The sequence below is a fragment of the Mesorhizobium sp. M2A.F.Ca.ET.046.03.2.1 genome, assembly GCF_003952425.1.
Lineage (GTDB): Bacteria > Pseudomonadota > Alphaproteobacteria > Rhizobiales > Rhizobiaceae > Mesorhizobium.
The window spans coordinates 1,721,103-1,739,102 of sequence record NZ_CP034449.1; the positions used below are offsets into that span (position 1 = coordinate 1,721,103).

Here is an 18,000-nt window from a genome sequence, read left to right on the forward strand (position 1 = left end):
GATGTTCATCCTGCGCTTCCTCTGGGCTGTCATCACATCGCGTTTCCTGTGGACGCTGATCGGCATCGCGCTGCTTTCACTGCTGATCTGGGTGTTCGGGCCGATCGTGCAGGTCGGCCCTTACGCGCCGTTCGAGTCCGAGAATGTGCGCATCGCCATCATCGCCGGGCTGATCATCCTGTGGCTGATCTGGCTGATCATCGCGCAGCGCCGCGCGATCCGCGCCAACCGCATGTTCGTCGCCGAGATCGCGGCGCCTGTTCAGGAAAAGCAGCTCACGCCTGGAGAGGAGAGCGTCGCGGCCGTCGGCGCCAAGTTCGGCGAGGTGATGGCCGAGCTCAAGCGGCGCAAGCTCGGCGGCCGGAAATTTCTGCGCGAGATGCCCTGGTATGTGATCGTCGGTCCGCCGGCCACCGGCAAGACCACGGCCTTGCGCCAGTCGGGACTCAATTTCCCGATCGACCTCACCGACGATCTGCAGGGCGTCGGCGGCACGCGCAATTGCGACTGGTTCTTTTCCGAGAACGCGGTGCTGATCGACACCGCCGGCCGCTATGTCCAGCAGGAGAGCCAGCCGGATGTCGACGCGACGGAATGGCTGGGCTTCCTCGACCTGTTGAAGAAGCACCGGGGCCGCCGCGCGCTGAACGGCGTCATCGTCGCACTGTCGATCGACGCGCTGTCGGAGGGCGACGAGGCGATCAAGGCGCATGGCCGCAAAATCCGCCGCCGGCTGGCGGAGCTGAACGACCGGCTGGAGATCCGCCTGCCCGTCTACCTGATGCTGACCAAGGCCGACCTGATCAAAGGCTTCGAAGCCTTCTTCGGCGGTCTGTCGACGACGGCGCGCGAGCAGGTGTGGGGGACGACTTTTCCGCTCGACGCCCGCGTCAACGCTGGCACCATCCAGACGGAGCTCGCCAGGCTCGCCGCCGAGCTGGAGCGGCGGCTGGTGCCGCGGCTGGAAGACGAGGACAAGCTTGGCCAGCGCGCCGAGATCTTCCGTTTCCCGGCGCAGCTGGCGAGCCTGTCCGAGCCGATCCAGGTGCTGGTCGAGGCGATGTTCGGCGAGAGCCGCTACGAGGAAGCCGCCTGGCTGCGCGGCCTCTATCTGACCTCGGCGACACAGGAAGGCGCGCCGATCGACCGGTTGACCGCGGCGCTGTCGTCATCCTTCGGACTGCCGCCGCGTCGCGCCATGGCGGCGGCGCGCGTCGAGAAGCGCAGCTTCTTCCTGCGCAATCTGCTTACCGAAGTGATCTTCAAGGAGGCCGGCCTCGGCACGTTCGATCCGCTGGCGCAGCGTCGCCGCGCCTGGATCTGGCGCGGCGCGGCAGCGGCCTGCGCGCTCGCGGCGCTGCTCGCCGGCGGGCTGTTCACCTGGTCCTATCTCGACAACCGCAATGCGATCACCGAACAGGCGGGCCAGTTCGAGGCTTTGCAGCAGCCGCTGACCGACGTCGCCGCCATGCCGGCCGCGGTCGAGCAGCCGACCATGGACGGCGCGCTGGCGGCGATGGACGCGGTGGCGGCGGCGAGAACCGCGCCGCCGGATGCCGTCCACAATCTGCTCGGCCCAACCGCTTCGGCTGAGCTGGTGCGGGCGCAGACCGACACTTACGACCATGCGCTGCGCAACGTGCTGGAGCCGCATATGGTCGCGCTGCTCGAAGCCACGATGTGGCGGCAGATCCGCGACCCGGATTTCATGCTCGGCGCGCTGAAGACCTACCGCATGATGACCGGCCTGTCGCAGATGGACACCGATTTCGTGCAGAACTGGTGGGTGAACAGCCTGCCGCAATTCGCGCCCGCGCCGCCCTTCCCCACCGCGGACGCCGAAGAGCACCAGCTTGCCGCGATCCGCCGCATGGCGGTCGACGACAGCTATATCGCCCCGGACAAGGAACTGGTCGCCGAGGCGCTGAAGACGGTGTGCACGATCTCGCTGCCGGAGCGCGCCTATAAGCAGCTTCTGGCCGACCCGGAAGTGGCGGCGGTCAAGGAATGGGTGCCGGCCAATTTCGCCGGACCGAACGGCGCCAAGGTGTTCGCGCGCCGCTCCGACAAGACGCTGCGCGTCGGCGTTCCAGGCCCCTATACCTATGCCGGTTTCCATGACGCCGTTCTCGACCGGGTCGAGGATGTCGCCGGCCAGGCAGCGCTCGACCGCGCCGTGTTTGCCGGCGGCTGTTCGGAGAATTCGGAGACGTCGGTGTCGGCGCTGTCGGAAGATATCCTGAAGCTCTATTACGACGACTATATCGCGCAGTGGGATTCCTTCCTGCGCGACATGCGGCTTGCGCCGCTGACCGACCTCAATGTCGCCAGCGAGAACCTCAAGGATCTGTCCAGCGCCGACTCGGCATTGAAGCGCCTGTTGACGGCCGTGGTGCAGGAGACGGACCTCACCCGCTCCGACGACGCGGCGGCCGACGACAAGAGCGGCGGCGCCGCCAAGACCGGCTCGAAGCTTTTGAGCAAGCTCGGCAAACTGGGCAAGGTGGTGAAGACGGGAGCGAAGTTGCTGCCGCGCGCCGGCTCGGCCGATCAGGTCGACATGACCGGCAGCCTGGTGGCCGAGCATTTCAAGCCGCTCAAGGGCACGATCGCGCAGGTCGACGGCCAGCCGCCGGCGCTCGATGCCGCCGTCGTGGCGCTGACGGCGCTGTCCAATGTGCTGCAGACCGTGACCGCCAACCCCGATCCGCAGGATGCCATCAAGAAGCAGGGTGGGCTGGCCGAACTGACGGGCGCAGTGGCGAGGCAGGCGCAGATCCTGCCCTCGCCGATCAACGACTGGCTGGGCGGCATTGCCGGCGACACCAGCGGCCTGTCGCAGAAGGCCGTCACCAACGAGCTCAACGCCATCTGGCGCGCCGACATCCTGCCCTTCTGCCAGGCGGCGCTCAACAACCGCTATCCGTTCAGCCCGGAGAGCGCCGTCGACGTCAATGTGCGCGACTTCCAGCGGCTGTTCGGGCCGACCGGCCTGATCGATGCCTTCACCAACGACCATCTGATCAACTATGTCGACACCGCCAGCGAGCCGTGGAAATGGCGCGCCGATTTCGGCCTCGATCCAGCGGCGCTGGCAGCCTTCGAGCAGGCGCGTCACATCCGCGACGACCTGTTCCCCGGCGGCACCGGGCCAGTGATGAATTTCACGCTGGAGCCGAAGGACCTGTCGCCCAACGTGGCGCGGGTGACGCTCAACCTCGATGGCCAGAACCTCGTCTATTACAACAACGCGACGAGGCCGCAGCCGATGACGTGGCCAGGCAAGGACGGCACAGGCGTAATCTCGCTCGCCTTCCAGCCGGTCGACGGCTCGCCAGAAGTGATGCTCAACGAAACCGGCAGTTGGGCGTGGCTGAGAATGCTGCGCGGCGGCCGCTTCAACGCGACCAAGCTCACCGACGTCTACAGCCTGCGGCTCGGCACCAAGGGGATGTGGGCCGATTTCGAGCTCAAGGCGGCCAGCGTCGAGAACCCCTACACGTTAGAGATGTTCAAGAAGTTCACATGTCCGCCGCAGATCTGACCCTGCCCGGCTGCTACGGCAAGATGCCTGCCGCCGGCGACTTCGTGACGCGGCGGCTGCCGGGCGATTTCGTGCGTGTGTGGGACCGCTGGCTGGCGCAGCACATCGTGCCGTTGTTCGGGCTCGAGACCTGGCCAATGGGCACGGCGCTGCGCTTCCTGGCCGGCCCCGGCTCCTTCGGTGCCTCGGCGGGTATCGTGCTGCAGAGCGCCGACCGAGTCGGCAGGCGGTTCCCGCTCAGCGTCGTCGCAAGGCTGTCCGAAGCACCCCTCAAGCTGGCTTATGCAGACGCGTGGTTCGAAGGGATCGAGAATGCGGCGCTGGCCGCGCAGCGCGGAGAGCTGACACCCGACGAACTGGACGCGGTGCTTGCGGCCCTGTCCGTTCCGCCTGTCGACGGCGAGGGCGATGTCATCGACGGCTTCGTGGCGTGGACGGCGCATACGGATGTCTTCGACATCGATCCGCAGGCGCCGCAAGCGACGCTCGAGCAGATCTTCGCCGCAAGCTGGGAGACCAGCTGATGCAGATCTGGAACCAGATGGGCTATCCGCACCAGTTCACCATGGGCATGGACAAGGCCGGCCACGAGTGGCTGGTGGTGGTGGTGAAGGGCACCTTTGATTTCCCGACGAAACCGGGCGGGCTGGTGCAAAAATCGGCCGAGCAGGTGCCGCTGGTGATGGCCGACACGCACACCGGCGTGCCGGGCTATTCGGCGACGCTGTGGGAGACGGATTTCGCCTTCCGTAAGCCGCGCTGCGATGTCATCGCCAATGGCTGCGCCTATGCGCCGGGAGGGCGCCCAGCCGAGCGCGTGCCGGTCGGCATCAAGATCGGCAACTGGTCGAAGCTTTTCGAAGTCGTCGGGCACCGTGAGTGGCGGGCTATAGGACCGGTGTTCACCGCCACGGCGCCGCAGCCCTTCCTGAAGTTGCCGATTTCCTACGACGTAGCCTGGGGCGGCGTCGACCGGCTCGACCCCGAGGACCAGTTGCCCGCCAGCTACAAGCACAACCCGGTCGGCACCGGCTGGTCGCGCACCAGGAACCAGCGCCTCATTCCGGGCCTGCGGCTACCTAATACGCAGGCAATCGACGAGGAAATCCGCTCACCCTTCGGAGACTACAAGCCGATGAGCTTCGGGCCGATGGGCCGCGGCTGGCCCGGCCGCATCGAATATGGCGGAACGTATGACCAGAATTGGATCGACAACGTCTTCCCGTTCTTGCCTGAGGATTTCGACGAGCGCTATTTCCAGATGGCGCCGCGGGACCAGCAAATCGACCACCCGCGCGGCGGCGAGGAAGTGGTGCTGATGAACCTGACGCCCGAGGAGCGCGTCAGCTTTCGGCTGCCGTCTACCGCGTTACAGATGACATTGTTTAAGGGCAGGGAGATAGCTTACGCGGCCGACGTACTTCCAGACACAGTCCTTCTCGATACTGAGAATCGGCGTTTCTCACTGGTCTGGCGTGTCTCGCAGCGCATCCAGCGGACCATCCTGGATTTCTCGGAGTGCTGGGTTGGGCCGCCGACGCCAGCAATGCTGAGAGCAAGGAACAAGGGAAAACGATACATCCGCATCAACCGCATCGTCCCAGCACAAGAGAGCAAAGCTGCATGAGTGCGAAGCTCGATATCGTTTCCATCGGCATGGTCACAGCTGTCGGCCTCGACGCGCCATCGGCCTGCGCGGCAATGCGGGCACGGGTTGACGGATTCCAGCAAACGCGAATCAGGGGCGCGGCTGGCGAATGGCTGACCGGTGCTCCGATAACGCTTCCTCGCAACTGGGTCGGCGACAGACGCATGGCGCATCTAGCGGCCGGTGCCATTTGCGAAGCGTTCGAACGTATACCGGAGGCGCGCGGCCAAACTGCGTTGATCCTCTGCCTTCCTGAGGGAGACCGGCCGGGCCGGGCAGTCAGCGACAATTCCGTCTTGATCCGGCGCATTGCCGAAATCGTCGAGTTGGAACCGCACCCAAGTTCCAGAACAATAGCGCACGGGCGACCCTCAGGCGTTGTCGCATTGGATCATGCACGCCGGCTGCTGGCGTCAGGCGAGGTGCCTTATGTGATGATTGCTGGTGTCGATAGCTATCTGACAAGCCAGACAGTCGCCCACTATCTTTCGCGCAACCGACTCCTAACCGCTCAAAATCCTAACGGGTTCATACCTGGCGAGGCGGCGGCCGCCATTATCTGCACGCAAGGCCAACAGAGAGGAATTCGATTGTTCGGTCTCGGGCTGTCACGTGAAAATGCATCAATCTACAACGCCGAGGATCTGCCATTTCGAGCCGACGGCATGACGGCCGCCTACCGCGCGGCGTTTGAGGAAACCGGGATCGAAATGAACCGCCTCGGGTACCGGATAGCCGACCTCGTAGGAGAGCAGTACTGGTTCAAGCAAAGCGCGCTGGCCAGCCTGCGCTTGCTACGGGGAAGACATGAGTTTCAAGATATCTGGTCACCCGGGGAATCTCTCGGCAATGTCGGCGCAGCCGTGGTGCCGCTGATGCTCGGCATGGCCTTCACGGCCGCGCGCAAGGGCTATGCTGCTGGCAATCCGGTCTTGATCGAGGCATCGAACGATGCCGGCGCCTGCGGGGCAGCCATCGTGGCATCGAGGGCAGCATAATGGGTGGAGTGTTCGCCAACGGCCTCGAAATCTCCGGCAAGGCTGTGAACGCCCAGACCATCGCCGCATTCCCGGACGTCTGCTTCACACCACCGGAAAATCCCGCGACTCCGCCTGGAGTACCCATCCCCTATCCCAGCTTTGGAATGGCGAGCGACACTGAGCAAGGCACCGGCACTGTCAAGATCGGCGGCAAGACCGTCAACATCAAGAACAAATCCGACCTGTCCAGAACATCCGGCACGGAAGCCGGCTGCGCCGCGAAGAAAGGCGTCATCACCTCAAAAAATACAGGAAAGGGCTATTTCAACTCATGGTCCAACGATGTGAAATTCGATGGCGAACCTGTCATACGCATGACGGATCTGGCCACCAACAACCATGCATCGCCAACCGGAAACACGGTCACCTGGCCTCATACAGCGGCCATAACCGTCAACGGGCAGGATTGCGCAACAATATTGAACAATGTCGGGATTTACGTCCATCAACACAAGGATTCTGATTGCGCGCATCCAACGGAGTCCGAGCACTGCTTCGAGAATCAAATGTTCCAGAGGAGTCGCGGCGGCCAGAATTATTCTGGCTGGGGCAATTACGATGTCGACACCGCGCCGTGCATCTGCATGGAATCTTATAAGAAGACCAAGACTGGTTATCGCAAGTCCGGATCTGGATCGAAACGCGACTCGCCGCACCACAAAAAAACAAAGAGGGTTCGCGATTTCCTGAAGAAGAAGCGCAGTCCGACTTTGGGCGATGCTATCAAGGAGGTGCAGCAGGCAGTTGGTGACCATCACGAGAAGCTGCAGAGCTGCACCAAACAAGAAAAGAAGGATGCACTCGAATGCCTGAAGCTCGTGCTTCTCGACTACCTCGTTGATTGCGCAAGGGCGCCCAAGCCAACCCACGCCGAGTTGCTGAACAAGCCGATAAGGAAGAAGTGATGCGTGAGCCCGAAACCATAGCCGACTTTGACCCGGAAGAAATCGATGTGCAGGCCGTGGACGGCTTCCACCACGGTGGCAGTCGTTTCAGCGCCAGTTTCGAGTTGAGCGACCCCGATGACGAATTCAGCCGGTCCTATCTCCTGGAAATCGAGATGGGGCGAACCATCCGCTTCAATGCACGACTCCAGATCGAGGACGCAATCCGCTCGCATATCAGTTTCGGCCCGCAAGACCATATTGCGCTTGAGCTTGGAGGGATCATCCACGACCTTCCGCCGGACTCGGCATCACGCGAGGAACTGCCCGAAGGCGCGCTGACGCGCCTGTGGGGCCTATCGCGCGACCGGGTCTTTGCGATCGGCGATCTTGGCGTAAGCTATGTGCATGAGCGTGGCCAATGGAGTCAGTTGGATACCTTTGAGCAGGCTGTGCTCAACGATATCCATGGCCGCAAGAATCAGCCAATCTATTGCGTCGGCGACCGAGGGATTCTCCTGAGACTCAACGGGCGGCGCTGGGATCGTATCGATTTGGGCGTCGAGGACAACTTCAAGACCGTCCTAGCTGGCTCCCAAGGTGAGGTATATATTGGCGGCGCAAACGGAGCGGCTTACGAGTTGCGCGACAGCCAGTTGATTGCCCTCAAAGCTGACGAGGTCGACTACTACGACATTTGCGAATTTCGCGGCAAAAGATATTGGTCCGACACGAGCTATGGCGTTTCCGTGCAGAAGGGACATCAACTCGTGCCGCTGCTGGAAACGGAGCAAGGCTTTACGATGTCGGCGACCGAGGAGTTTCTTGTTGTCGCGGGGTGGCACGAATTCTTCTTGTTCGACGGCACTGAGTGGTCCGGCTTCGAATTGGGCTATGACGGCAACATCTTTCTGCGAACGGTCGACATGAGCAACTATCGCTAAAGCCGTTTCCGCCTCAGCGTCACCGCCAGATATTGCCTCACTTTGATGAGGTCCAAATCCACAATCTGGATCGGCTTTGAGGCAGCCAGCATGCGTAACACGAAGAGTTCTCCGGCTTCAGGGAATTCCTCATAGCGCTCCTGCGCAATTTTTCTGCCCTGATCTCCGGCAACCCGCAGACCATCAAGATGCGCATCCAACCGTTCGACCAGGCGGGCAAGACGTACTTCGTCCATCTCCGGATTTTCGTCGGGATTAAGCAGGTGATGGTCGTAAATCGTCCAAAGGAAAGCCGCCATTTCGGCGTGCTGTCGGACAATATCGCGCAGGACTGGCGCTGCCATCAATTCAGATTCACCGAGCCGCCACGGATACGATTTGCGGCGCTGGCGTGGCTCGTAACATAAGTGCCGCGGATGGTGATATGGCCATCTTTCTCCATGATGATCGTGGCTTTGCCACAGCGAAGTTCTACCCGCTCTTCTCCTACGATCTTGACTTCTTTGCTGTCGCGTATGACGTGCAATTGTGGCTTGCGGCTTGGCTCCACAATACGTCCGACGATTAAGGGCCGACGAACGTCCCCCTCTTCAAACAATAGCGCAACTTCGGAACCGACCATTTGGGAGTTGATTTCGGACAGGCTTCGCGCCCTCACAGCGGTCTCGCTCGCATTGCCTGGGAATACAACGAGCGGCGCTTCGTCGTCGAAACCCAGAAACACTCCTATCACCACCCCATCGATCCGCTTTCGGGTCTTGGTCATCCAGCCGCCCTCAGTTCTGTTTTATCTCCGAACCCTTCATCGTGATGTCGCTTGACGCCTTCACGTTGATCTTGCCGGAGCCCTTTACCGAGATATCCTTGCCCTCGATATTGATAGTTCCGTCTTTCTTCATTGAGATTGCCGCAGACCCGCACTTGATCACAATGGAGTCGCCGGCCTCAATAAGCAGGTCCTTGCCGATCTTAATGGCACCGTCCTCCCCAACCTCCACCAAGCTACCTTTGGCGATTTTAAGGGAACGCGCACCTCCGACCTCGGTGGCGTCATCCTCGGCAATTTTGGAATCGCGTCCTTTGCCTATCTGTGAAGTGTGTGCCCCTCCGACGGTGAAACTCTGATCGGCTCCAACATTGACGGTTTGGGCCGCCCCGATGTTCCAGCTATCCGCAGAACCGACATCGTGACTCTGATTCGTGCCGACACTGACGGATCGTGACACGCCGATCGTATTAGTCTGAGACGCCCCAACGGTCCTCGCCTCAGCCGCTCCCACCGTATCGACGCGCGCCACGCCCACCGTGACTGTCTGATTGAGCCCCACCGTCTGCGAATGGTTCGCATCGATGTTCTCGGTCGAATTCGAAACGACGTGGATCGTCTCATTCGCCATCACCGTCAGCGAGCGGTCCTTGCCCACCGTCTCGGTGTCGTTGCTGCCGATATTCGTCGTCTGGTCGACGCCTATCTTGACCGTCTTGTTGTTGCCGACGTCTTCGTCGAGGTCGTGGCCGACGGAATGCTTGGCGTCGTGGTCTATGCGGTCGGACTGGTCGTGCTGGACCGTCTTGTTGCGGTCGTGCTTGATCAGCAAATGGTGGTCCTTCTGGGCCTGGAAGTTGACCAGCTCGGAGCCGGCCTTGTCCTCGAACATCAGCTCGTTGTAGCCGCCGCCACCCTTCGAGGAATTCGACTTCCATCCGGATTGCGTGGCGTTGCCCGGCAGCCCGTAGGGCGGCATCTGCGAGGCGTTGTAGACGCGGCCGGTAATTATCGGCAGATCCGGGTCGCCCTCGATGAAATCGACGATGACCTCCTGGCCGATGCGCGGGATCTGGATGAAGCCCCAGTTGCTGCCGGCCCAGGTCTGCGAGACGCGCACGAAGCAGGATGAGTTCTGGTCCTTCTTGCCGAGCCTGTCCCAATGGAACTGCACCTTCACGCGGGCATATTTGTCGGTGAAGATTTCCTCGCCCGAGGGGCCGACCACCGTTGCCGTCTGCGGGCCGCGCATGATCGGCCGCGGCGTGATGCGCGGCGGGCGATAGGGCAATTTGGTGGGAGCCACGCCCAGCACCACCTTGAAATTCTCGTTGTGGGCCTCGTTCTGGGTCCGGTAGCCCGGGTCGAACAGCCGGTATTCGGCGCTGACCACAAGATAGTCCTGGTTCTGGTCGTCGCGCGGAAAGCTCTCCAGCGTGAACTTGCAGCCGGAAAAAAGGCCGCGTATCGTGCCCACGGCCGTGCTGTGCTGGTGCACGGCCTGAAGCTCCTCGCGGCGGATTCCGGCGATCTTGTCGCCGCGCCCGACATCGAGATGCGCGCCTGGCTGGCGATAGTTCTCGCCGGACGCTTCCTTGTGGGCGAAAGGCTGGGCGGATTTCGCCATCAGGTCGGCGCCGGGCTTCTCGAAATCATAGTCGGTGTGGGCATAGGCGCCCGGCCGCACCGCGCTGCCAGGTATCCATTCGGTGATGTATTCGACATCGCGCCGCGAGGCCTGGCCCTCGAAGTTGTAAAGCACCTTCTCGTAACCGGGCGCCGGCTTCAGCTTGCTCATCGCGTCGCAGAGGATGAGCGTGTGCTTGCCCTCGTCATGCTCGAAGAAATAGAAGATGCCTTCGTGCTCGAGCAGCCGCTGTACGAAATCGAGATCGCTCTCGTCATACTGCACGCAATATTCGCGCTGGGGATAGGAGCCCTGCAGCCGCTTCTCGAATTTGGCGATGCCATATTTCGAGAAGATCTTCTCGACGATCTCCACCGCCGTCATGTTCTGGAAGATGCGGCAATCGGTGGTGTTGCCGAGGAACCAGAGCCACGGCCTGACGGTCGCCTCGTAGAAAGCCAGCCGATCCTCGATGCGGGTCAGCTTGAAATCCGACACGAGGCCGCTGAACCAGCGCTTCGGATCGGACTCGCCCTCGACCGAAACGACGCCGCCCAGCATCTTCAGCGGGTCGATGTCGCGGTTCTTCGAGACGAAGCCGACGGTATAGGCGAAGCAGCGACTGATCTCATCGCGGCCGATGAGATGAGTGAAGGTCAGGTCGGAGCCAGCCGGCGTCTGTACAACCGTGGCACGTTCGTTCGGCATGGGTCGTGCCCCTCCTCGACGCGGCCGCCAGTGTGATGGTTTGAAACCCCCGCTCTATTAACTGCATCACGTTCGGGAGCGTTCGAGTTCACCGCACCGTATCCGCGTCAGCCTAGCACATGTTTGAGGGAGGCCAAATAATAGCGATGGCTAAAGCGCGCCCACGCGCCGATGTGAAACGCTCCTCTCCCGCTCGGCTTGCAAGCTGCTAGAATAGCAGAGCAATTCCGGAACGGCGCTCAATGGTTTTCCGCCCGGAATTGCGCGACAGATAAGCATTTGTTGACCAAGTTCGGCGACGCTTCCGGATGTTCATCTCTCTCCAGATCAGCAATGTCGACAGGCTGCCGGCCGGCACCGCCGCCAGCTATGCCGCCCGCGACCGCAGCTTCGAGATCGGCCGCGAGAATTGCGACTGGACATTGTCCGATCCGGACAAGTTCATCTCGGGCCGCCATTGCGAGGTCCGCTTCCAGGCGGGTTCGTTCTGGCTCTACGACCTCTCGCGCAACGGCACTTTCGTCAACGGCTCCAGCCAGCGCATGGCCGGGCCGCACCGGCTGGCACAGGGCGACCGGCTGCTGATCGGCCGCTATGTCGTCGGCGTTTCGATCGAAGACGAGAGAGCCGCGACCGGACATCCGCAGACCAGGACCGGATCGACGCAGCGCGAGCTGCCGCCCTCGACTGGCCGGCCGCTGGATCCCGGCCATGAACCGTTCCTCAATCCGGCGGAGCAGCGACCGTCCGGGCCGGCGCCCGTCTCGACATCCTCGGCGTTGCAACAGCCGGGGCCGGCAGTCCCGGCCAACCGGCCCGCGGAAGCGGATGCGATGTTGCGAGAAATCGCCAGGGCGGCGGGCATCGCTCCAGACTTGCTGCAGTCGCGCGATCCTCACGACGTCGCGGCCGAGATCGGCGCGGTGCTGAGAACCACGGTCGAGCAACTGTCCCTGCTGCTCAAGGCGCGCGCGGCGGCGAAGGTGCTCGCCAAGAGCGCGAACCGCACGATGATCGGCGCCGAGGACAACAACCCGCTGAAATTCGTGCCGGGCACCGACGACATATTGGAGATCATGTTCGCTAAGCGCAGGGCGGGCTATCTCGATGCCAGGCGCAGCATCGAGGATGCGTTCCGCGACCTGAAGGCCCATGAGATCGCAACCTATGCCGCCATGCAGGCGGCGCTGTCGCGGCTGCTCGACGACCTGTCGCCGGAGGCGATCGCGAAGAAAATTCCGCCTGCGTCCTTCTCGTCCAGGAAGAGCCAGGCCTGGGATGCGCTCGTCGCGACATGGCGGGCGATGGAAGACAAGCATGAGAACGGCATGCTGGATGTCTTCCTCGCCTATTTCGCCGAAGCCTACGCCAAGGCCGACAAGCAGAAATAGCCGTACAGGCACGGACCACGCCGGCCGTATGTGACGGGCCTCATAGAAGAAGCGGCCGCTTCGAGCATCTTGCTTCCGGATTTCAATCGGCGGCCCGTTTCAATTGGGTATCCGGGCGACTAGAATGCACAAGGACGCCAGCCCGGCGGGCAAGGCGGCGAGGCTTGGGGCGTGTGCAGCAATGTCATGTTTCGGCGAGATGAGCCTTTCCAAGCGGCCCGCCGCCGAGGTTCAGCCTGAAACGCGTTTCCCCAGCCGAAAACATGCCCCTTGCGGCTTGAAGGCGGGGGGCCGCCGATGAGCTCGAAGGACCACCCCTCCGGGCCGGTGGACAAGACCGTCATCCGCGCGCCGCGACCGAAGCAGAGACCGCTTGCGGCTGCGGAGAAGCCCGGTCCCGAAAGCGTGCGGCCAGCCCTATCGCCTTCCCGCGAAGCGACGGTGTTCGATCCCGGTGGCGGCCGGCAGATACCTACCGGCTGGTCGTCCGGAACCGTGCTCTTCCAAGGGCCAACTCCGGGCACCGCAGCGAATGCGGCGCCGGGCGTGCAGCAGGATGCCTTGCTCGATGCCGCCTCCGGCGTGAAATACGCTGCCGCCAACCCGATCCTTGCCGCGGCGGCACCGCTGCTGATGCTTCTCGGTCAATTGCGACTGATGCCGGTCGACCGACAAGCCGCACCCTTGGCGGAGCATATCGCCGACGCGATCGAGACCTTCGACCTTGCTATCGCGAAGGCAGGCGTGGCCGAGGAAGACGCACGGATCGCCAAATTCGCGCTTTGCGAAACCGCCGACGACCTTGTCGGCAATCTGCCCTGGCCAAGCAAGGACAGTTGGCTTCAGCACGCCCTGATGGCACGGTTCTTTCAGACCCAACCGACCGGCGCCGGTTTCTACGAAGCCCTCAACAACATCCTCGCCACGCCGGAAGCGCATTACGACCTGCTCGAACTGATGCATGCCTGCCTGTCGCTGGGGTTCGAGGGCCAGTATCGCGGGCTGGCCAAGGAACGGGATACGCTCGAACGCGTCCGGCGCGACGTCTACGACACGCTGCGCTACTTCAAGCCGCGCGCCGGCGAAGACATCTCGCCCCACTGGCAAGGCATGGCGGCGGCGCTGCCGAAGCCGAGGGCGCGGCTGCCGCTCTGGGCGGTCGCGGCCGCCGCGGCGACGCTGGTCACGGCGGCCTTCTTCGGGCTGCGGGTGCTGATCACCGATGAAGGCGACGCGACGGCGGGAGAGTTGCTGGCGCTCAACCCCTCGACGCCCGTCACCATCGAGCGCGCCAGCGTGGCGGCGCCCACTGAGCCGGCGCAAGCCGCCCCGCCGCCGCCAGCGGTTCCGGACACCGCCCAGATCGACCGTGTCCGCGCCGCCCTTGCCAAGGAGATCGCCGGCGGCGGACTGAGCGTCGGCGAGAAGGGCGCGTTCATCGTCATCGAGATCAACAACCAGCTTCTGTTCGCGCCCGGCCAGGCGGAGCCGAAGCCGCAGTTCCAGCCGGTCGCGGCCGATATCGCCACCGTGCTCGATGCTGAGCCTGGACCGATCAACATCATTGGACACACCGACAATGTGAAACCGAAGAAGTCCAGCACGTTCAAATCGAATTTCGACCTCTCGGTCGCTCGCGCCAAGGCCGTGCAGGCGATGATGGCCAAGCAGGTGAAGGATCCGTCGCGGCTCAGTGCCGACGGCAAGGGCGAGGACGAACCGATCGCCGACAATGGCACGGCGGACGGCCGTGCCAAGAACCGCCGCGTCGACGTGATGATCCCGAAACAGGAGATTTTGCAGACCAGCGCGGCGGAGAACGGCGGCTGATGCGCTGGATGCGGCGGATCTTCAGCCTGGCTGCGCTCGCCGGTTTCTCGGCGGCGATCTGGTATGCCGGACCGCTGATCCGCTTCGCCGATACGCGCCCGCTTGGTCCAGTGTGGCTGAGGGCCACGATCATCGGCGTCACCGTTGCGGCGCTCGCGCTGTTCTACGGGATCCGCTTCTGGCAGCGGCGGAAGGCGCAGAAGGCGCTCGAAGCGGCCATCGCGCGCAGCGATGAACGCAACGACGATTCCCAGGTGCTCGAAGCACGCATGAGCGAAGCCATCGCGACGCTGAAGCGGACGAGCGGTAAGCGCAATTTCCTCTATGACATCCCCTGGTACATCATCATCGGCCCGCCCGGCGCCGGCAAGACGACGGCGCTGGTCAATTCCGGGCTGAAATTCCCGCTTGCCGGCTCCGGCAGCGCGCAGCCGGTGGCCGGCGTCGGTGGCACGCGGTCCTGCGACTGGTGGTTCACCGACGAGGCGGTGCTGATCGATACGGCCGGCCGCTACACGACGCAGGAGTCGGACCGCGAGCGCGACAAGGCAAGCTGGCTGGCGTTCTTGGGATTGCTCAAGAAGCAGCGCACCAGGCAACCGATCAACGGCGTCATCCTCGCCATAAGCCTCTCGGATCTCATCGGCTTCGACGACCGGCAGCTCGACGGGCATGTCGCCGAGATCAGAAGCCGCCTGCGCGAATTGCACGAGACGCTCAAGATCCAGTTCCCGGTCTATCTGCTCTTCACCAAGGCCGATCTCGTCGCCGGCTTCATGGATTACTTCGGCGATTTCGACGAGGCGCGCCGGCGCAAGGTGTGGGGCGCGACGTTCCAGACCGCCGACCGCACCAGGAACATGGCTGGCGAAGCGCCGGCGGAATTCGACGGGCTGGCGAAACGGCTCGCAGAAGAGGTCGCCGACCGCCTGCAGGAAGAGGCAGACCCAGTGGCCCGGATCGCGCTGTTCGGCTTCCCGGCGCAGTTCGGCGCGCTGAAGAACCGGATAACGCAGTTCATCGGCAGCCTGTTCGACACATCGCGCAGCCAGGTCAATGTCAGCCTGCGCGGGCTCTATTTCTCGTCGGGCACGCAGGAAGGGACGCCCTTCGACCAGGTGCTGGGCGCGATCGGCCGCAGTTTCGGCAGCGCTTCGCAAGCGCACCTTTCCGGCGCCGGCAAGAGCTTCTTCCTGCACGACCTGCTGGCCAAGGTGATCTTCCCGGAATCGGGCTGGGTCTCGTTCGATAGGGCGGCCGAGCGCCGCATCCGGCTCGCCAGGTTCGGCGGCCTTGCCGCGATCGCGCTGGCGGCCTTGGCGGCGCTCGGCGTGCTGGGCCTCAGCTTCTTCGCCAACAGAGAGCTGATCGCCTCCACAAGGCAGGCTATGGCGCATTATCGCGACAGCGCCGACAGCCTGCTGAAGAGCACGACGGTGACCGACGTCGACCTCGAAAACGTCATCGGCTCGCTCGACCAGTTGCGCAACCTGCCGGCCGGCTTCGAAAACGGCGACCAGGGAAAGCCGATCGAGGAGACGTTCGGGCTCAGCCAGCGCGAGAGGCTGCTGTCGGCCTCCAAGACCGCCTATCGGCAAGCGCTTGAACGAAGCTTCCGCTCGCGGCTGCTGGTGCAGGCAGAGCGGACGATCCAGGCCAGGATGGCCGATCCGATAGCGCTCTATGAGCCGCTCAAGATCTACCTGATGCTGGGCGGCAAGGCGCCCAAGGTCGACGACGAGCTGATCGTCTCGTGGATGAAGCAGGACTGGGAGGAGAACCGCTATCCGGGCGAGAACAACCGCGAGGGACGCGCGCAGCTCGAAAAGCATCTGCGCGCCATGCTTGCGCTCGACGACGCCTACGATCCAGCCTTCGCGCTCAACCAGCCGCTGGTCGAGGCCGCGCAGCGCTCGCTCGGACGTATGAGTCTTGCCGACCGCGCCTCGGCGCAGATCAAGTCGGCAGTCTACGCCGCAAGGCTGCAGGATTTCTCCGTCGCCGCGAAAGCCGGTCCGGAAGCGCAGCTGTTGTTCGAACGCATCGACGGCAGCGAGCTTGCGGACCTTAAGGTTCCCGGCCTCTACACGCGCGCCGGGTTCAATCGCTTTTTCCTGCCGCAGCTGTCGCGCATCGCGCAGATGCTCGTCGACGACCGGTGGGTGCTCGGCGGCGGCGGCGAACAGGGCGGTATCGACCAGGACCTGCCCAAGCTCGGTCCCGAACTCGTTGACCGCTACGGCAAGGAATTCGCCGCCGCCTGGAACGGCGTGCTCGACCAGCTGAAACTCAAGGCGATGCTGAAGGACAAGCCGCAATATCTCGCGCTTTCCGCCCTCGCCGCGCCGGACTCGCCTCTCGACCAGCTGTTCACGGCGATCGCCAATGAGACCGCGTTGACCAAGGGCGACAGTGCCGGCGAGGGCGACACCGGGACGGCTGAGCCGGATCCCGCGAGCATGGCCAAGGGCCTCGCCCGCATCGGCCTGCAGATCGCCGGCGGCAAGTCGCAGAGCCGGGCGGGCGCAAGCTCGGCCGTTGCGCAGAACGCCGGCGCGAGCGTCGAGGCGCAGTTCCGCTCGTTCCAGGCTTTGGTCAGCGGCAACCCCGGGCGCCGGCCGTTGGATGCGCTTACGCAGAACTTCCACGACATTTTTCAGAGCCTGAAGCTCGCGGCCGATGTCCCCACACAGACCGAACGCGTCAACGCCAATCTGCAGCTGCAGATCTCGACCTTGCGCGCCAATGTCTCGCGCCTTCCCAAGCCGCTGGCGCGCATGGTCAACGCGGCGGCGGACGAATTCGAGGGCAATGTCGCGGAGACCTCGATCGCCAATCTCAACCAGACCCTCGACCAGACGGTGACGCGCCCTTGCGAGGAGGCTGTCAACGGCCGATATCCGTTCGCCCGCGACAGCAGCGAGGACATCTCGATGGCGGATTTCGCCAAGCTGTTTGCGCCTGGAGGCCTGATGGACCGCTTCTTCGCGCAAAACCTTGCGCCGCTGATCGACATGACCGGCCAGGAATGGAGCTGGAAGCAGAATGCGCGCTACAGCAAGGATCTGGCGAAATCGGCCCTGAAGGCGTTCCAGGCGGCGGCGGAAATCCGCGCCGCCTTCTTCCCGTCGGGCGGGTCGACGCCGTTGGTGTCGATCACCTTCACACCCACCTCGCTGAACAGCGAAGCCGACAGCGCGGTGCTCAACGTGGACGGGCAGACAGTGCAGAGCGCCCAGGCCGGCAACGCACCGAGCATCGTGACATGGCCGAGCGGCGCCGCGTCCGGATCGGCGAGCCTCAGCCTCATACCGGAAATGCCGGGACGCGAGTCCGCGCTCAAATTCGAGGGGCCGTGGGCGTTGAAGCGACTGTTCGACAAGGCGACCATCACCGGCGACGGCGCCAGCACCGAGGCGCGTTTCGTGATCGGTGGACGCGATGTCGCCTACACGATCCAGGCGGGCTCTGGGGCCAACCCCCTCGTCCTGCCAGCCTTGTCAGGCTTCAGCTGTCCGAAGGCGTTTTGAGATGGCCAGATCGGGGCTTCATTTCGATACTCTAATGTACCCGCTTGTGGCAGAGTGGCGTGGGCACGCGGCCCATGGCTGGTCACAG

General features: G+C 63.4%; 12 protein-coding genes. 9 read left to right on the top strand and 3 right to left on the bottom strand.

Annotated features, from left to right (window positions below; all coding sequences use genetic code 11):
- Position 1 precedes the first annotated feature (1 nt).
- Genes tssM (EJ072_RS08290) through EJ072_RS08315 form a run of 6 tightly spaced genes read left to right on the top strand, consistent with a single transcriptional unit; the run spans position 2 to position 8,060 of the window.
- Positions 2–3,544, top strand: a complete 3,543-nt coding sequence (gene tssM, locus EJ072_RS08290; RefSeq protein ID WP_126079273.1) for a type VI secretion system membrane subunit TssM — start codon at positions 2–4, stop codon at positions 3,542–3,544.
- Complete coding sequence (gene tagF / locus EJ072_RS08295; RefSeq protein ID WP_126079274.1) at positions 3,526–4,068, top strand: type VI secretion system-associated protein TagF; 543 nt, start codon at positions 3,526–3,528, stop codon at positions 4,066–4,068. Before tssM (EJ072_RS08290) ends, tagF begins: the two co-directional genes overlap by 19 nt.
- Positions 4,068–5,171 (top strand): DUF2169 domain-containing protein, encoded by a 1,104-nt coding sequence (locus EJ072_RS08300; RefSeq protein WP_126079275.1) that lies wholly within the window; start codon positions 4,068–4,070, stop codon positions 5,169–5,171. The genes tagF and EJ072_RS08300 overlap by 1 nt, the downstream gene beginning before the upstream one ends.
- On the top strand, positions 5,168–6,190 hold the full coding sequence (locus EJ072_RS08305) for a 3-oxoacyl-ACP synthase (RefSeq protein ID WP_126079276.1): 1,023 nt from the start codon (positions 5,168–5,170) through the stop codon (positions 6,188–6,190). Before EJ072_RS08300 ends, EJ072_RS08305 begins: the two co-directional genes overlap by 4 nt.
- On the top strand, positions 6,190–7,137 hold the full coding sequence (locus EJ072_RS08310; RefSeq protein ID WP_126079277.1) for a DUF4150 domain-containing protein: 948 nt from the start codon (positions 6,190–6,192) through the stop codon (positions 7,135–7,137). Before EJ072_RS08305 ends, EJ072_RS08310 begins: the two co-directional genes overlap by 1 nt.
- Positions 7,137–8,060, top strand: coding sequence for a hypothetical protein (locus EJ072_RS08315; RefSeq protein WP_126079278.1), 924 nt, complete (start codon positions 7,137–7,139; stop codon positions 8,058–8,060). Before EJ072_RS08310 ends, EJ072_RS08315 begins: the two co-directional genes overlap by 1 nt.
- Here EJ072_RS08315 and EJ072_RS08320 read toward each other — a convergent pair.
- The 3 genes from EJ072_RS08320 to tssI are packed head-to-tail and all read right to left on the bottom strand — an operon-like array spanning position 8,057 to position 11,161.
- A complete protein-coding gene (locus EJ072_RS08320) occupies positions 8,057–8,407 on the bottom strand; it encodes a hypothetical protein (RefSeq protein WP_126079279.1) in 351 nt (116 codons plus the stop codon). The two genes, EJ072_RS08315 and EJ072_RS08320, sit on opposite strands and share 4 nt — an antisense overlap.
- Positions 8,404–8,826: a DUF6484 domain-containing protein gene (locus tag EJ072_RS08325; protein WP_126079280.1), complete on the bottom strand. Its 423-nt coding sequence runs from the start codon at positions 8,824–8,826 to the stop codon at positions 8,404–8,406. Before EJ072_RS08325 ends, EJ072_RS08320 begins: the two co-directional genes overlap by 4 nt.
- A 10-nt stretch (positions 8,827–8,836) precedes the next feature.
- Entirely contained in the window at positions 8,837–11,161 is a 2,325-nt protein-coding gene (gene tssI, locus EJ072_RS08330; RefSeq protein WP_126079281.1) for a type VI secretion system tip protein VgrG, read from the bottom strand.
- A gap of 308 nt (positions 11,162–11,469) precedes the next feature.
- Here tssI and tagH point away from each other — a divergent pair, with 308 nt between their 5' ends.
- The 3 genes from tagH to tssM (EJ072_RS08345) all read left to right on the top strand — a co-directional run bounded on the left by tagH (position 11,470) and on the right by tssM (EJ072_RS08345) (position 17,912).
- Positions 11,470–12,552, top strand: coding sequence for a type VI secretion system-associated FHA domain protein TagH (gene tagH / locus EJ072_RS08335; protein WP_126079282.1), 1,083 nt, complete (start codon positions 11,470–11,472; stop codon positions 12,550–12,552).
- Between the two features lie 297 nt (positions 12,553–12,849).
- The gene (gene tssL / locus EJ072_RS08340; protein ID WP_126079283.1) at positions 12,850–14,382 is read left to right on the top strand and encodes a type VI secretion system protein TssL, long form; all 1,533 of its coding nucleotides are present in this window, start codon (positions 12,850–12,852) and stop codon (positions 14,380–14,382) included.
- Positions 14,382–17,912: a type VI secretion system membrane subunit TssM gene (tssM, locus tag EJ072_RS08345; protein WP_189343252.1), complete on the top strand. Its 3,531-nt coding sequence runs from the start codon at positions 14,382–14,384 to the stop codon at positions 17,910–17,912. Before tssL ends, tssM (EJ072_RS08345) begins: the two co-directional genes overlap by 1 nt.
- Positions 17,913–18,000 lie beyond the last annotated feature (88 nt).

What these genes read in the sequence shown, in the direction of transcription:
- tagH (WP_126079282.1), top strand. Translation starts at nt 11,470, where the DNA reads ATGTTCATCTCTCTCCAGATCAGCAATGTCGACAGGCTGCCGGCCGGC.
- EJ072_RS08325 (WP_126079280.1), bottom strand. Translation starts at nt 8,826, where the DNA reads ATGACCAAGACCCGAAAGCGGATCGATGGGGTGGTGATAGGAGTGTTT.
- tssM (WP_189343252.1), top strand. Translation starts at nt 14,382, where the DNA reads ATGCGCTGGATGCGGCGGATCTTCAGCCTGGCTGCGCTCGCCGGTTTC.
- EJ072_RS08310 (WP_126079277.1), top strand. Translation starts at nt 6,190, where the DNA reads ATGGGTGGAGTGTTCGCCAACGGCCTCGAAATCTCCGGCAAGGCTGTG.
- EJ072_RS08300 (WP_126079275.1), top strand. Translation starts at nt 4,068, where the DNA reads ATGCAGATCTGGAACCAGATGGGCTATCCGCACCAGTTCACCATGGGC.
- tagF (WP_126079274.1), top strand. Translation starts at nt 3,526, where the DNA reads ATGTCCGCCGCAGATCTGACCCTGCCCGGCTGCTACGGCAAGATGCCT.
- EJ072_RS08305 (WP_126079276.1), top strand. Translation starts at nt 5,168, where the DNA reads ATGAGTGCGAAGCTCGATATCGTTTCCATCGGCATGGTCACAGCTGTC.
- EJ072_RS08315 (WP_126079278.1), top strand. Translation starts at nt 7,137, where the DNA reads ATGCGTGAGCCCGAAACCATAGCCGACTTTGACCCGGAAGAAATCGAT.
- tssM (WP_126079273.1), top strand. Translation starts at nt 2, where the DNA reads ATGTTCATCCTGCGCTTCCTCTGGGCTGTCATCACATCGCGTTTCCTG.
- tssL (WP_126079283.1), top strand. Translation starts at nt 12,850, where the DNA reads ATGAGCTCGAAGGACCACCCCTCCGGGCCGGTGGACAAGACCGTCATC.
- tssI (WP_126079281.1), bottom strand. Translation starts at nt 11,161, where the DNA reads ATGCCGAACGAACGTGCCACGGTTGTACAGACGCCGGCTGGCTCCGAC.